Below are 13,659 nucleotides of genomic sequence, written 5' to 3'. Positions count from 1 at the left end.
ATCCGGGCTACAGTCGCATGGCCGACTTGGATAGACTGCCGGCCATTGATTCAGCGGGAGACAGTCGATGGCCGGCAACTGGCAGGTGCAGCAAGCGGCGCGCGTGGTGCGCGAGGGTGGTGTGATCGCCTATCCCACCGAGGCGGTCTGGGGCCTGGGCTGCGATCCGTGGAACGAAGAGGCGGTGGATCGCCTGCTGGCGCTCAAGGAGCGGCCGATGCACAAGGGCCTGATCCTGGTGGCCGAGGATATCGAGCAGTTCGACTTCCTCCTGCAGGACCTGCCGGCGATCTGGCAGGAGCGCCTGGCCGGCAGCTGGCCGGGGCCCAACACCTGGCTGGTGCCGCACCAGGAGCGCCTGCCCGAATGGATCAGCGGCCGGCACGACACCGTCGCCCTGCGCGTCAGCGACCATCCGCTGGTACGCGCGCTGTGCCGCCATACCGGGCCGCTGGTGTCGACCTCGGCCAACCCGGCCGGGCGCCCGGCGGCGCGCTCGCGTCTGCGCGTCGAGCAGTATTTCCCGCGTCAGCTGGACAAGGTGCTCGGCGGCGCCCTGGGCGGGCGCAAGAATCCCAGCCTGATCCGCGACCTGCGCACGGGCGACGTGATTCGCCCGTCCTGATTGCGTAGCCCGGGTTGCATCCGGGCTAAGGTTTCACGGCAGCAAAATGGTCGAGCCGGTGGTCTGCCGGGCGCTCAGCGCGTCCTGGGCGGCGGCGGCGTCCTTCAGCGCATGGCGGTTGCTGATCTCCACCTGCAGCTGGCCGCTTTCGATCATGGCGAACAGCTCGTCGGCCATGGCCTGCAGGCGCTGCGGCGTATCGGCGTAGCCGGCCAGGGTCGGCCGGGTGACGTACAGCGAGCCCTTCTGCGCCAGGATGCCGAGGTTGACCCCGCTGACCGCGCCGGAGGCATTGCCGAAGCTGACCAGCAGGCCGCGCGGCGCCACGCAGTCCAGCGAGGTTTCCCAGGTGTCCTTGCCGACGCCGTCGTAGACCACCGGGCACTTGGCGCCGTCGGTCAGTTCCAGCACGCGCTGCACCACGTTCTCGTGGCTGTAGTCGATGGTCGCCCAGGCGCCCTGCTCTTTCGCCCGCGCCGCCTTCTCGGCCGAGCTCACAGTGCCGATCAGCCTGACCCCCAACGCCCGCGCCCACTGGCAGGCGAAGGAGCCGACGCCGCCGGCCGCGGCGTGGAACAGGATGGTCTCGCCGCCCTTGAGCGGGTAGATCTGACGCAGCAGGTACTGCACGGTCAGGCCCTTGAGCATCACCGCGGCGGCCTGCTCGAAGCCGATGCCGTCCGGCAGCTTGACCAGCTTGTCCGCCGGCAGCACATGCAGCTCGCTGTAGGCGCCGAGCGGGCCGGTGGCGTAGGCCACGCGGTCGCCGACGGCGAAGCCGCTGACCTCGCTGCCCACCGCCTCGACCACCCCGGCGCCTTCGGTGCCCAGGCCGGAGGGCAGCGTCGGCGGCGCATAGAGGCCGCTGCGGAAATAGGTGTCGATGAAATTCAGGCCGATGGCGCGGTTTGCCACCCGCACTTCGTGCGGGCCGGGGGCGGCCGGCTGGTAGTCGCGGTACTCCAGCACCTCGCTGCCGCCGTGCTGGCTGAACTGGATACGCTTGGCCATTTCGGATTCCTTCTCTGATCGAGCCGCCGAGGGGCGGCGAAAGGGTCTATCCAAACGCCCCGATCGACCGCCGTCAACTGCGAAGGCGCGCCCGTGAGTGCTATGCTGCCCGCCGATTTCGATTCGCTCCCGCTCAAGGTGCCGCCGTGACTGACCGTACCGAGGCCGTGAAGGCCTACCTGCTCGACCTGCAAGACCGCATCTGTGCCACCCTCGAGGCCGAAGACGGCCAGGCCCGGTTCGCCGAGGACGCCTGGCAGCGGCCGGCCGGCGGCGGCGGGCGCACGCGGGTGATCGAGAACGGCGCGCTGATCGAGAAGGGCGGGGTCAACTTCTCCCACGTGTTCGGCGACAGCCTGCCGCCCTCGGCCAGTGCCCATCGCCCGGAGCTGGCCGGGCGCGGTTTCCAGGCCCTCGGCGTGTCGCTGGTGATCCACCCGGAAAATCCCCATGTGCCCACCTCCCACGCCAACGTGCGCTTCTTCAGCGCGGAGAAGGAGGGCGAGGAGCCGGTCTGGTGGTTCGGCGGCGGCTTCGACCTGACCCCCTACTACGCCAACGAAGACGACTGCGTGCACTGGCACCAGGTGGCCCATGACGCCTGCGCACCGTTCGGCGCCGAGGTCTACCCCAGGTTCAAGGCCTGGTGCGACCGCTACTTCCACCTCAAGCACCGCGGCGAGCCGCGCGGCATCGGCGGGCTGTTCTTCGACGATCTCAACCAGTGGGACTTCGACACCAGCTTCGCCTTCATGCGCGCCATCGGCGATGCCTACCTGGCGGCTTACCTGCCCATCGTCCAACGCCGCAAGCTGACCCCCTTCGGCGAGCGCGAGCGCGAGTTCCAGGCCTTCCGCCGTGGCCGTTACGTCGAGTTCAACCTGGTATTCGACCGCGGCACCCTGTTCGGCCTGCAGTCCGGCGGGCGCACCGAGTCGATCCTCATGTCGCTGCCGCCGATGGTACGTTGGGGCTACGACTGGAAGCCCGAGCCGGGTAGCGAAGAAGCGCGCCTGACCGAGTATTTTCTGACCGATCGCGATTGGCTCTCGACGCTGCCGTGAACGCGTAGCCCGGATTTCATCCGGGCTACGGACTGGCGCCTACACAAACAGGATTTCTCATGGACCGCTACTGCGTCTTCGGCAACCCCATCGGCCACAGCAAGTCGCCGCTGATCCACCGCCTGTTCGCCGAACAGACCGGCCAGCAGCTCAGCTACGAGGCGCTGCTGGCGCCGCTGGACGACTTCGCCGGCTGCGCCCGCGCCTTCTTCGCCGAGGGCCTGGGCGGCAACGTCACCGTGCCGTTCAAGGAAGAGGCCTTCCGCCTCGCCGACCAGCTGAGCGAACGCGCCCGCCGTGCCGGTGCGGTGAACACCCTGAAGAAGCTGGAAGACGGCCGCCTGCTCGGCGACAACACCGACGGCGCCGGGCTGACCCGCGACCTGCAGGACAACGCCGGTTTCAGCCTGACCGGCAAGCGCATCCTCGTGCTCGGGGCCGGCGGCGCCGTGCGTGGCATGCTCGCGCCCTTCCTGGCCCAGCGCCCGGCGGTGCTGGTGATCGCCAACCGCACGGTGAGCAAGGCCGAGCAGCTGGTGCGCGAGTTCGCCGATCTCGGCCCGCTGGTCGCCGCCGGCTTCGACTGGCTCGACGCGCCGGTGGACCTGATCGTCAACGGCACCTCGGCCAGCCTCGGCGGCGAGCTGCCGCCGATCGCGCCGAGCCTGATCCAGGCGGGGCACACGGTCTGCTACGACATGATGTACGGCCGCGAGCCCACCGCCTTCAACCGCTGGGCCTTTGATCAGGGCGCGGCGCGCTGCCTGGACGGCCTCGGCATGCTGGTCGAGCAGGCCGCCGAAGCCTTCGAACTGTGGCGCGGCGTGCGCCCGGACACCGCGCCGGTGCTGGCCGAACTGCGCCGCCAGCTGGCGGGCTGAAGCCCTCGGAGGCCGTGATGAACGACGACGCGCTGCCGCGGATCAAGGGCTACCACGCCCATGTCTACTTCGACGCCGCCAGCCTGGAGCAGGCCCGCGCGCTATGCGAGGAGGCCGCGCGGCGTTTCCCGCTGAAGATGGGCCGGCTGCATGAGCGCCCGGTCGGCCCGCACCCGGACTGGAGCTGCCAGTTGGCCTTTCGTCCCGAGCTGTTCGGCGAACTGCTGCCCTGGCTGCTGCAGCATCGCGGCGGGCTCAACGTGCTGGTGCACCCGATCACCGGCGATGAGCTGCGCGACCACCGCGACTGGGCGCTGTGGCTGGGCCAGTCGCGCCCGCTGGATCTGAGCGTGCTCGACACCGAGCCAGACTGAGCCGTCGCCCGCGGCTTGCGCCGCCGGTTGGCGCATCGGTAGCGCGCTGATCGGGTTTTGCGTTGCTGCATCGGCCAGCGCGTTGGTTGGCGCTGAGCGCAGCGAAGCCCAACAGGGAGCACGCCGAGCTCCGCCCGACTGACCTCCCGCCACCCCGCCAATCCGCCGCTCATACACCCCTGTTGGGCTTCGTCGCAGGCGCCTCAACCCAAGCTACGGAGCGCGGTCATTCCTCGAACTGCACCGGGCAGCGTTCGGCGCCTTCCAGCTTGAGGATCTCCTCCACCACTTGCGGCCGCGCTTGGCGCAGAACCAGGCTGCGTTGCAGGGCCTGCAGGCGGCGCGCTTCCTGGTGCAGCATCTCCACCCCGGCGTAGTCGATGAAGTTGATATGCCGGGCGTCGATCACCAGGCGTTGGCCGCGGCTGCGTTGCAGCAGCTGCTGGAGGTAGTGGCAGGCGCCGAAGAAGATCGAGCCGTCGATGCGCAGCACCTCGTCGTCGCCGTCGTGCCACAGGCGCACGCGCGGCTGCGAGGTGCGCTTGAGGTAGAAGAACAGCGAGGCCAGTACCCCGGCGTAGATCGCCGTCTGCAGCTCCAGCAGCAGGGTCGCCGCCAGGGTCAGCAGCATCACCGCGAACTCGGCGCGGCTGACCCGGCGCAGCGCGCGAATCGCCGCCAGGTCGACCAGGCCCCAGCAGATCAGCAGGATGCCGGCGGCCATCACCGGCAGCGGGATATGTGCCAGCAGCGCGGCGCCGAACAGGGCGAACAGCGCCACCAGCAGCGCCGAGAACACCCCGGCCAGTGGCGTGCGCGCGCCGGCCTGCAGGTTCAGCGCCGAGCGGGTGAAGGAGCCGGCCGACAGCGAGCCGGCGAACCAGGGCCCGAGCATGTTCGACAGGCCCTGGGCGCGCACCTCCTGGTTGGCGTCGAGGAACTGCTGGGATTTCACCGCCAGGGCGCGGGCGATGGACAGGCTGGTGACCAGGCCGAGCATGCCGCAGGCCACCGCCGCCGGCAGCAGCTGTAGCAGGCTGTTGAGGTCGAACTGCAGCGGCGTGAAGGGCGGCAGGCCGCCCTCGAAGGCGCTGACCAGGGCGATCTCGCCGACCAGCCGCGGCGGCAGCAGCCACACCAGCACGCTGCCGGCGACCAGGCCGAGCAGCAGCGCCGGCGCCTTCGGCCACAGCCGGCGTATGCCCAGGCTGAACAGCAACGTGCCGGCCGCCACGGCCAGGCTCGGCCAGTGCGCGTCGCCCAGGTGCTGGCCGATCTGCAGCAGGCTGGCCAGGGCGGTGGCCTGGCTGGCCACTTCCACGCCGAGCAGGTTGGGCAACTGGCCGATGGCGATCACCAGCGCCGCGCCGAGGGTGAAGCCGAGCACCACCGACTGCGAGACGAAGTTGACCAGCGCGCCGAAGCGCAGCAGGCCGAGCAGCCACTGGAACAGCCCGGCGAGAAAGGTCAGCAGCAGCACCAGGGCGATGAACCGCTCGCTGCCCACCGCGGCCATGGGGCTGACGCTGGTGAACAGGACGATGGAGATGGCCGCGGTCGGCCCGCAGATCAGGTGCCAGGACGAGCCCCACAGGCAGGCGACGATCACCGGCACTATGGCCGCGTACAGGCCATATTCGGCCGGCAGCCCGGCGATCAGCGCATAGGCCAGCGACTGCGGCAGGGCCAGCACGGCGCCGCTCAGGCCCACCAGCAGATCGTTGCCGAGGGTCTTGCGGCTGATGCCGGGCAGCCAGCGCAGGAAGGGCAGCAGGGTCTGGAGGTCGGGTAGCGGCATCGAGATCAGGCTCGGCAGGGTGGGCAGGCTGGCCCCACCCTACGCAATTGCCTCGGCTATTTCAAAGCCGCGCCTTGACCGCGGCCAGGCCGTCGCCGCCGTCGCGGGTGGTGACGCCGTCCAGCCAGGCATCGAGCACCTGCGGGTTGGCCTGCAGCCAGGCCTTGATCGCGGCGTCGTTGCTGGCCTGCTTGCTGAGCACCCGATCCATGATGCTGTTTTCCATCTCCTGGGTGAATTTGAGGTTGCTCAGCAGCTTGCCGGCATTGGGGCACTGCTGGGCATAGCCCTTGCGCGCCAGGGTGTTGACCTGGCCGCTGGCGCCGAAATACTTCTCGCCGCCGCGCAGGTAGTTCATGTCGTACTGCACGTTCATCGGGTGCGGCGTCCAGCCGAGGAACACCACGAACTGCTCGCGTTTCACCGCGCGGCCGACCTGCACCAGCATCGCCTGTTCGCTGGACTCCACCAGCGTCCAGTCGCCCAGGCCGAACTCGTCGGCGGCGATCATCTGCCTGATCGACTCGTTGGCCGGCGAGCCGGAGGCGATGCCGTAGAGCTTCCTGTCGAACTTGTCGGCATGCTTGTCGAGGTCGGCGAAGGTGTTCACCCCGGCCTCATAGGCGTAGGTCGGCACGGCCAGGGTGTACTCGGTGCCGTCGAGGTTCTGCGCCAGCTGGTCCACCTCGCCGCTGGCGACGAACTTGTCGTAGTTGCTCTGCTGCGCCGGCATCCAGTTGCCGAGAAACACGTCGATCTGGCCCTTCTGCAGCCCGGCGTAGATGATCGGCACCGCCAGGGTCTGGCTCTGCGTCTGATAGCCGAGGCCCTCGAGGAGGAAGCTGGCGATGCCGTTGGTCACGGCGATATCGCTCCAGCCCGGATCGCCCAGTTTGACCTTGGCGCAGCTGGCGTCCTCGGCCCAGGCGTTGCCGGCACTGCTCAGCAGTCCGGTCAGTAGCAGCACGCTGATTCGGTTCATCACGTTTCTCCTTCTTCTGGTTGGGGGCGGCAGTGCTTCAAACCTGGGGATAACGGGCGCGGCGCTCGAGGTCGTCGAGATCGATATGGTTGCGCATGTACTGCTGGCTGGCGTCGACCCAGGGCTGGTGGTCCCAGCTGGTCAGCTTGCCCTGGCTCAGCGCCTCGGCCACCAGGCGCCGACGGCGCTGGCTGGCCAGGGTGGCGGCGTGGATCGCCGGGATATCCCAGCGCGTGCGTGCCTCGGCGAGGAACTCGGCCAGCACGCCCTGGTGATCCGCCGAGCCGGCCAGGTTTTCGCGTTCCTGCGGATCGCGGGCCAGGTCGAACAGCAGCAGCGGATCCTGCTCCGAGTAGACGAATTTCCACGGCCCGCGGCGGATCATCATCAACGGGCTGGTGGTGCCTTCGGCCATGTATTCGCCGAGCACCTCGTCGTGACCGCCCTCGCCCCGCAGGTGGGGCAGCAGCGAGCGGCCGTCCAGTGCCAGGCCCTCCTCGACCCGGCCGCCGGCCAGCTCCACCAGGGTCGGCAGCAGGTCGAGGGTCGAGACCGCCTGGCCGACCCGGCGCGCGGCGAAGCGTTGCGGCGCATGCACCAGCAGCGGCACGCGGGCGGCCATCTCGAACCAGTGCATCTTGTACCAGAGGCCGCGCTCGCCGAGCATGTCGCCGTGGTCGCCGGAGAACACCACGATGGTGCCCTCGGCCAGGCCGCATTCTTCCAGGGTCTTCAGCAGCTTGCCGATGTTGTCGTCGATATAGCTGCAGGCGCCGAAGTAGGCGCGGCGGGCGTCGCGGATCTTGTCCGCCGGCAGCGGCTGGTCCCACAGGTCGATGACCTTGAGCAGGCGCTGCGAGTGCGGGTCCTGCTCGCTCTGCTCGAGGTGCTGGCGCGGCAGGGGAATGTCCACGCCTTCGTAGCGATCCCAGTATTCGCGCGGGATGGTATAGGGGTCGTGCGGGTGGGTCATCGACACGGTCAGGCAGAACGGCTGCTGCGGCGTCAGGCGCACGTGGTCGTAGAGGTACTGGCGGGCCTTGAACACCACCTCCTCGTCGAAATCCAGCTGGTTGCTGCGCACGCAGGGGCCGGCCTGCAGCACCGAGGACATGTTGTGGTACCAGCTGGCGCGCACCTCCGGCTCGTCCCAGTTCACCGCCCAGCCATAGTCGGCCGGGTAGATGTCGCTGGTCAGGCGTTCCTCGTAGCCGTGCAGCTGGTCGGGGCCGCAGAAGTGCATCTTGCCCGACAGCGCGGTGCGGTAGCCGAGGCGGCGCAGGTAGTGGGCGTAGGTCGGCACGTCGGCGGGAAAGTCGGCGGCGTTGTCGTAGGCGCCGATCTGCGACGGCAGCCGGCCGCTGACCAGGCTGAAGCGCGACGGCGCGCAGAGCGGGCTGTTGCAGTAGGCCGAGTCGAACACCACGGCGCGTTCGGCCAGCTTCATCAGGTGGGGCATCTGCACCGGCGAGGCGGCATCGTGCAGCGGCAGGATCGGCGCGGCCATCTGGTCGGCCATGATGAAGAGGATATTGGGGCGGCTCATGGCGGCGGCTATTCCATACTGTAAGTTTATGCGACAGTGCGGGCTTCATGATTCCGCTAGAACGGCGACGGGGTAAACCCGCCTCAAAGACATGACTCGGATAACTTCAGCTTATGCATAAAGCACTCGACGGCGTGGCCCTGGAGGCGCTGCGGGTGTTCGAGTCGGCGGCGCGCCAGCTCAGCTTCACCGCCGCCGCCAGCGAGCTGGGCAGCAGCCAGCCGGCCATCAGCCAGCAGATCAAGCGCCTCGAGCAGCAGTTGGCCACGCGCCTGTTCGACCGGGTCTACCGCGGCATCGTCCTCACCGAGGCCGGCGAGCTGCTGCTCGGCCACGTGCAGGAGGGGCTGGCCAGCCTCGACGCGGGCCTGGCCGCGGTCACCGCGCGGCAGCAGCACGAGGTGCTGCAGGTGGCCACCGACTTCGCCTTCGCCGCCTACTGGCTGATGCCGCGGCTGCAGCGCTTCAACCGCCTGTACCCGGAGGTGGACGTCAGCCTGATCACCAGCGAGCGCGACCCGGCCAGCGTGCCCAGCGATATCGACGTGGCCATCCGCTTCGGCGACGGCCGCTTCAAGCACGGTGAGGCGCACCTGCTGTTTCGCGAGGAGGTGTTCCCGGTGTGCAGCCCGCGCCTGCTCGGCGCGCGCCAGCCGCCGCTGCCGGCGTCGGTGCTGGCCGAACTGCCGCTGCTGCACCTGCGCCCCGAGCACCGCTCGCGCTGGTTCGACTGGGACGGCCTGTTCCGCGCCCTGGGCATAGCCGCCGTGCCGACCCCCGGGGCGCTGCGCTTCGACAACTACACATTGCTGATCCAGGCGGCCATCGCCGGCCAGGGCGTGGCCATCGGCTGGCGCCACCTGGTCGACGAGCTGCTGACCCAGGGCCTGCTCTGTCGCCTGGGCGATGCCGAGGCGCAGTCGGCGCTGGGCTACTACCTGGTGCTGCCCGAGCGCAAACGCCGTCAGCGCCTGACCGCGCGTTTCGTCGACTGGCTGCAGGCCGAGCTGGAGTTGCCGGCACAAAGCCTCTGAGCGAGCCATACTGCAAGAGCGTGCGGCGAGTCCCAATACTGGGCGCCGCCCGAGGGTTCGCCCTCAGAACCTGTTGAAAGTCTGCTGCGCGTCGGCACTGCTGCGTTAAAAACAGGCTCGGAATGCTCATGTACAAAAGTACACTCCGCTTCCTCGCCTGTTCTTGCCTTGCATTGCTCTAGCTCGCGAGACTTTGAACAGGCTCTCAGGCCCCTCTACTCAACCGGTGAAGTGAACCGTGAAACTCCGTCATTCGATTTTGGCCCTGCTGCTGTGCGGCGGCCTTGCAGTTTCGAACCTTGAGGCCGCCCCGGCCAAGCCCCAGCAGGAACTGGCCGCCGGCAGCGCGCTGCTGGTCGACCTGAAGACCGGCCAGGAACTCTATGCCAGCAACCCCGACCTGCGTCTGCCGGTGGCTTCGGTGACCAAGCTGATGACCGCCATGGTGGTGCTCGACGCCAAGCTGCCGCTGGACCAGGTGCTGCCCATCACCATCCGCGACACCAAGGAAATGCAGGGCGTCTACTCGCGGGTGCGCATCGGCAGCGAGGTCAGCCGCCGCGACATGCTGCACCTGGCCCTGATGTCCTCGGAAAACCGTGCCGCCGCCAGCCTCGCCCACCACTATCCGGGCGGCCACGCGGCCTTCGTCGCGGCGATGAACGCCAAGGCCAAGGCGCTGGGCATGCACAGCAGCCGCTTCGTCGAACCCACCGGCATGTCCGAGCACAACGTCGCCACCGCCCGCGACCTGGCGCTGATGCTCAAGGCGGCGCAGCAGTACCCGCTGATCGGCCAGTTCAGCACCGACTCCGAGGCCACCGTGAGCTTCCGCAAGCCCGCCTACAGCCTGGGCTTTCGCAACACCAACGCGCTGGTGCGCAAGGCCGACTGGGACATCGACCTGAGCAAGACCGGCTTCACCAACGCCGCCGGCCGCTGCCTGGTGATGCTCACCTCGATCAACCATCGCCCGGTGGCCTTCGTCGTGCTCGGCGCCTTCGGCAAGTACACCCATATGGCCGACGCCAACCGCCTCAAGCGCTGGATGGAAACCGGCAAGGTCACCCCGGTGCCGGCCGCGGCGCTGAGCTACAAGCGGCAGAAGCTGGCGGAGTGGAACCTGCAGGCCGGGCAGTGAAGGAAGGGCGACTCGATGAGTCGCCCTTTTTCGTTGACCTCTGGATAGGTCGATCCGGCGTCCCTTACCTGCAGCTGGCGCCGCGCGCCGGGTAGGTTGCGCCGCGCACCCCGGCCATTCATCACCGGCGGCAGCTAGCCGTGGCTGCCCAGCCGCTCGCTGAGGAAATCCAGGAAGCAGGTGATGCGCGAGGCCAGCGCGGTGTTGCGGTAGTACACCGCATTGATCGGCTGGCGCACCTCGACCCGCTGCTCGGCCAGCACCTCGACCAGATCGCCCCTGGCCCGATCGGCGTCAGTCATGAAATCCGACAGGCACACCAGGCCCTCGCCGGCCAGCGCCAGTTCGCGCAGCGTGTCGCCGCTGGAGGCGCGGATGCTCGGGGTGATGCGCCAGCGCTCGCCCTGGGCGTGACGCAGTGGCCAGTCGTTGAGCCCGTCCGGCTCGGTGAAGCCGATCAGGCTGTGCCCGCTCAGCGCCTCGACGCTGTCCGGTGTGCCGTGGCGCGCGAGATACCCGGGGCTGGCCAGCACCCGTCGCCAGCTGTGGCACAGCGGCCGGGCGTGCAGGCTGGAGTCGGGCAGCGCACCGATGCGGATGGCCAGGTCGGTGCGTCGCTCCAGCAGGTCGATGATGCGGTCGTCGCTGTGCAGTTCCAGCTCGATCTGCGGGTAACGCGCGCGAAACTCGCCGATCAGCGGGACTATCACGTGCAGCATAAAGGGCGAGGCGGTGTTGACCCGCAGCCGTCCGGCCGGCGCCTGGCGGCGCAGCGCCATCTGCTCCTCGGCGTCCTCGACGCTGGCGAGGATGCGCCGCGCCTGGGCGAGGAACAGCTCGCCCTCCTCGGTCAGCTCCAGGCGCCGGGTGGTACGGCGCAGCAGGGTGACGGCGAGCTTTTCCTCCAGCCGGCTCAGCGCGCGGCTCACCCCGGAGGCGGTCTGTTCCAGCTGCGCGGCGGCGGCGCTGATCGAGCCGCTGTCGACCACGCGGACGAAGGCGAGCATTTCTTCCAGGCTGGTTTTCATTGTTGATCTTCAGGCAAAGGTCTTTGCTGGGTTATCGGCTTTTTCCGCATGAGTCTGGCTCGGATACTGCGCGCCATCAACCTCATTGCGGAGCCATTCCATGCCCATTGCCCTGCTCGCGCTGGCCCTCAGCGCCTTCGCCATCGGCACGACCGAGTTCGTCATCGTCGGCCTGTTACCCACCATCGCCACCGATCTGGGGGTCGATCTGCCCTCCGCCGGCCTGCTGGTCAGCCTCTACGCCCTCGGCGTGGCGGTCGGCGCGCCGCTGCTTACCGCGCTGACCGGCAAGCTGCCGCGCAAGGCTCTGCTGCTCGGCCTGATGCTGCTGTTCAGCGCCGGCAACCTGCTGGCCTGGCAGGCGCCGGGCTACGAGTCGCTGATCGTCGCGCGCATCGTCACCGGCCTGGCCCACGGCGTGTTCTTTTCCATCGGCTCGACCATCGCCACCAGCCTGGTGTCCAAGGAAAAGGCCGCCAGTGCCATTGCCACCATGTTCACCGGGCTGACCGTGGCGCTGGTCACCGGCGTGCCGCTGGGTACCTTTATCGGCCAGCACTTCGGCTGGCGCGAGACCTTCCTGGCGGTGTCCGCCCTCGGCGTGATCGCCTTCGTCGGCAGCCTGCTGTATATCCCTCGCGGTATCGCTCATACCCCGCCTGCCTCGCTGCTGACCCAACTGGCCGTGCTCAAGCAGCCGCGCCTGCTGCTGGTGTATGCCATGACCGCCCTCGGCTACGGCGGCACCTTCACCGCCTTTACCTTTCTCGCGCCGATCCTGCAGGAGCTCAGCGGCTTCAGCGCCGGTGCGGTGAGTCTGGTGCTGCTGGTCTATGGCGTGTCGGTTGCCGTGGGCAACGTCTGGGGTGGCAAGCTGGCCGACCAGCGCGGGCCGATTGCGGCGCTGAAGCTGATCTTTGCCCTGCTCGCCGGTGTGCTGCTGCTGCTCGGCCTCACCGCCGACAATCCCTGGCTGGCCCTGGGCACCGTGTTGCTGTGGGGCGCCGTGGCCTTCGGCAACGTGCCGGGACTGCAACTTTACGTGGTGCGGCAGGCCGAACATTTCAGCCCGCAGGCGGTGGATGTGGCCTCGGGCCTGAATATCGCCGCCTTCAACCTGGGCATCGCCGGAGGCGCCTGGCTCGGCGGGCATATCGTCGCCCAGCTCGGCCTGATCCACACCGCCTGGATCGGCGCGCTGGTGGTGCTCGGCGCGCTGGCGCTGACCGCCTGGAGCGGTCGTCTGGACCGCCGCAACCCGGCGCTGCGTGAGGCGGGCACTGCCCGCTCCGGCCTGGTGGTCGGTCACTGATTCCGTCAATCAAGGAGATTGCGCATGAAATTCATCCCTGCCTTCGGCCTCGGCACCTTCCGTCTCAAGGACCGGGTCGCCATCGATTCGGTACGCACGGGGCTGGAACTGGGCTATCGGCATATCGACACGGCGCAGATTTATGGCAACGAAGCCGAGGTCGGCCAGGCCATCGCCGCCAGCGGCGTGGCGCGCGACGAGCTGATCGTCACCACCAAGATCTGGACCGAGAACCTCGGCAGCGGCCGGGTGATCGCCAGCCTGCGGGAGAGCCTGCGGCGCCTGGGGCTGGAGCGGGTCGACCTGGCGCTGATCCACTGGCCGTCGCCGGGCGACGAGCTCCCCGTGACGCAGTACCTGGGCGAACTGCTGCAGGCCAAGCGCCTGGGACTGACCGCGGCCATCGGCGTGTCCAACTTCACCATCGCCCATCTGCGCCAGGCCATCGATGCGGTGGGGGCGGACGAGATCGCCACCCACCAGGTGGAGATTCACCCGCTGCTGCAGAATCGCAGGCTGGTCGACTTCACCCGCCAGCAAGGCATTCACCTGACCGCCTATATGCCGCTGGCCTACGGCAAGGTGCTGGCCGAGCCGGCGATCCAGCGCATCGCCGCCGCCCATGGCGCCAGCCCGGCGCAGGTGGCGCTGGCCTGGTCGCTGCAGCAGGGCCATGCGGTGATCCCCTCCTCGACCAGGCGCGAGAATCTGGCCGCCAACCTGGCTGCGGCCGAGCTGCGCCTGAGCGCCGAGGACATGGCCGCCATCGCCGGCCTGGAGCGCGGCGAGCGTGTGGCCAACCCGGGGTTCGCGCCGCGCTGGGACTGAGCCCCCCACCCGCAGTAGGCTGTGGGAGGGGCTTC

General features: G+C 68.8%; 13 protein-coding genes. 8 read left to right on the top strand and 5 right to left on the bottom strand.

The genetic code is table 11. The annotated features are described in order from the left end of the window. Nucleotides 1-67: 67 nt before the first annotated feature. The gene (locus EA796_RS17780) at nt 68-625 is read left to right on the top strand and encodes an L-threonylcarbamoyladenylate synthase (protein WP_122109570.1); all 558 of its coding nucleotides are present in this window, start codon (nt 68-70) and stop codon (nt 623-625) included. Nucleotides 626-658: 33 nt separating this feature from the next. On the opposite strand, the gene EA796_RS17775 is transcribed toward EA796_RS17780, so the two are convergent. Beyond that, nucleotides 659-1,636: an NADPH:quinone reductase gene (locus EA796_RS17775; protein WP_122109569.1), complete on the bottom strand. Its 978-nt coding sequence runs from the start codon at nt 1,634-1,636 to the stop codon at nt 659-661. A gap of 146 nt (nt 1,637-1,782) precedes the next feature. Here EA796_RS17775 and hemF point away from each other — a divergent pair, with 146 nt between their 5' ends. Genes hemF through EA796_RS17760 form a run of 3 tightly spaced genes read left to right on the top strand, consistent with a single transcriptional unit; the run spans nt 1,783 to nt 3,955 of the window. Next, the gene (gene hemF, locus EA796_RS17770; RefSeq protein ID WP_122109568.1) at nt 1,783-2,700 is read left to right on the top strand and encodes an oxygen-dependent coproporphyrinogen oxidase; all 918 of its coding nucleotides are present in this window, start codon (nt 1,783-1,785) and stop codon (nt 2,698-2,700) included. A 59-nt stretch (nt 2,701-2,759) separates the two neighbouring features. Next, the gene (aroE, locus tag EA796_RS17765) at nt 2,760-3,581 is read left to right on the top strand and encodes a shikimate dehydrogenase (RefSeq protein WP_122109567.1); all 822 of its coding nucleotides are present in this window, start codon (nt 2,760-2,762) and stop codon (nt 3,579-3,581) included. A gap of 17 nt (nt 3,582-3,598) precedes the next feature. After that, nucleotides 3,599-3,955 (top strand): DOPA 4,5-dioxygenase family protein, encoded by a 357-nt coding sequence (locus tag EA796_RS17760; RefSeq protein WP_122109566.1) that lies wholly within the window; start codon nt 3,599-3,601, stop codon nt 3,953-3,955. Between the two features lie 226 nt (nt 3,956-4,181). Here EA796_RS17760 and EA796_RS17755 read toward each other — a convergent pair whose 3' ends face one another. The 3 genes from EA796_RS17755 to betC all read right to left on the bottom strand — a co-directional run bounded on the left by EA796_RS17755 (nt 4,182) and on the right by betC (nt 8,281). After that, nucleotides 4,182-5,753, bottom strand: coding sequence for a SulP family inorganic anion transporter (locus EA796_RS17755; RefSeq protein ID WP_021446185.1), 1,572 nt, complete (start codon nt 5,751-5,753; stop codon nt 4,182-4,184). A 61-nt stretch (nt 5,754-5,814) separates the two neighbouring features. After that, entirely contained in the window at nt 5,815-6,735 is a 921-nt protein-coding gene (choX, locus tag EA796_RS17750) for a choline ABC transporter substrate-binding protein (protein ID WP_122109565.1), read from the bottom strand. Nucleotides 6,736-6,772: 37 nt separating this feature from the next. Beyond that, the gene (gene betC / locus EA796_RS17745; RefSeq protein ID WP_122109564.1) at nt 6,773-8,281 is read right to left on the bottom strand and encodes a choline-sulfatase; all 1,509 of its coding nucleotides are present in this window, start codon (nt 8,279-8,281) and stop codon (nt 6,773-6,775) included. Nucleotides 8,282-8,394: 113 nt separating this feature from the next. On the opposite strand from betC, the gene EA796_RS17740 reads away from it, so the two are divergent. Then, nucleotides 8,395-9,315, top strand: coding sequence for a LysR family transcriptional regulator (locus tag EA796_RS17740; protein ID WP_122109563.1), 921 nt, complete (start codon nt 8,395-8,397; stop codon nt 9,313-9,315). Between the two features lie 238 nt (nt 9,316-9,553). Then, the gene (pbpG, locus tag EA796_RS17735) at nt 9,554-10,456 is read left to right on the top strand and encodes a D-alanyl-D-alanine endopeptidase (protein WP_031304122.1); all 903 of its coding nucleotides are present in this window, start codon (nt 9,554-9,556) and stop codon (nt 10,454-10,456) included. Nucleotides 10,457-10,590: 134 nt separating this feature from the next. On the opposite strand, the gene EA796_RS17730 is transcribed toward pbpG, so the two are convergent. Continuing rightward, nucleotides 10,591-11,484: a LysR substrate-binding domain-containing protein gene (locus EA796_RS17730; RefSeq protein WP_021446180.1), complete on the bottom strand. Its 894-nt coding sequence runs from the start codon at nt 11,482-11,484 to the stop codon at nt 10,591-10,593. Between the two features lie 100 nt (nt 11,485-11,584). Here EA796_RS17730 and EA796_RS17725 point away from each other — a divergent pair, with 100 nt between their 5' ends. Both EA796_RS17725 and dkgB read left to right on the top strand, forming a co-directional pair. Continuing rightward, the gene (locus EA796_RS17725; protein WP_122109562.1) at nt 11,585-12,796 is read left to right on the top strand and encodes an MFS transporter; all 1,212 of its coding nucleotides are present in this window, start codon (nt 11,585-11,587) and stop codon (nt 12,794-12,796) included. A 24-nt stretch (nt 12,797-12,820) separates the two neighbouring features. After that, nucleotides 12,821-13,624, top strand: a complete 804-nt coding sequence (dkgB, locus tag EA796_RS17720; RefSeq protein WP_122109561.1) for a 2,5-didehydrogluconate reductase DkgB — start codon at nt 12,821-12,823, stop codon at nt 13,622-13,624. Nucleotides 13,625-13,659 lie beyond the last annotated feature (35 nt).

The sequence above is a fragment of the Pseudomonas sp. AOB-7 genome, assembly GCF_003696305.1.
Taxonomy (GTDB): Bacteria; Pseudomonadota; Gammaproteobacteria; order Pseudomonadales; family Pseudomonadaceae; genus Aquipseudomonas.
The sequence above is the reverse complement of the archived record's forward strand: the minus strand, read 5'-3'. Positions and strand labels throughout refer to the sequence as shown.

Coding starts and splice junctions, on each gene's coding strand:
- EA796_RS17780 (WP_122109570.1), top strand. CDS start 68: ATGGCCGGCAACTGGCAGGTGCAGCAAGCGGCGCGCGTGGTGCGCGAG.
- EA796_RS17775 (WP_122109569.1), bottom strand. CDS start 1,636: ATGGCCAAGCGTATCCAGTTCAGCCAGCACGGCGGCAGCGAGGTGCTG.
- aroE (WP_122109567.1), top strand. CDS start 2,760: ATGGACCGCTACTGCGTCTTCGGCAACCCCATCGGCCACAGCAAGTCG.
- EA796_RS17760 (WP_122109566.1), top strand. CDS start 3,599: ATGAACGACGACGCGCTGCCGCGGATCAAGGGCTACCACGCCCATGTC.
- EA796_RS17755 (WP_021446185.1), bottom strand. CDS start 5,753: ATGCCGCTACCCGACCTCCAGACCCTGCTGCCCTTCCTGCGCTGGCTG.
- choX (WP_122109565.1), bottom strand. CDS start 6,735: ATGAACCGAATCAGCGTGCTGCTACTGACCGGACTGCTGAGCAGTGCC.
- betC (WP_122109564.1), bottom strand. CDS start 8,281: ATGAGCCGCCCCAATATCCTCTTCATCATGGCCGACCAGATGGCCGCG.
- EA796_RS17740 (WP_122109563.1), top strand. CDS start 8,395: ATGCATAAAGCACTCGACGGCGTGGCCCTGGAGGCGCTGCGGGTGTTC.
- EA796_RS17730 (WP_021446180.1), bottom strand. CDS start 11,484: ATGAAAACCAGCCTGGAAGAAATGCTCGCCTTCGTCCGCGTGGTCGAC.
- EA796_RS17725 (WP_122109562.1), top strand. CDS start 11,585: ATGCCCATTGCCCTGCTCGCGCTGGCCCTCAGCGCCTTCGCCATCGGC.
- dkgB (WP_122109561.1), top strand. CDS start 12,821: ATGAAATTCATCCCTGCCTTCGGCCTCGGCACCTTCCGTCTCAAGGAC.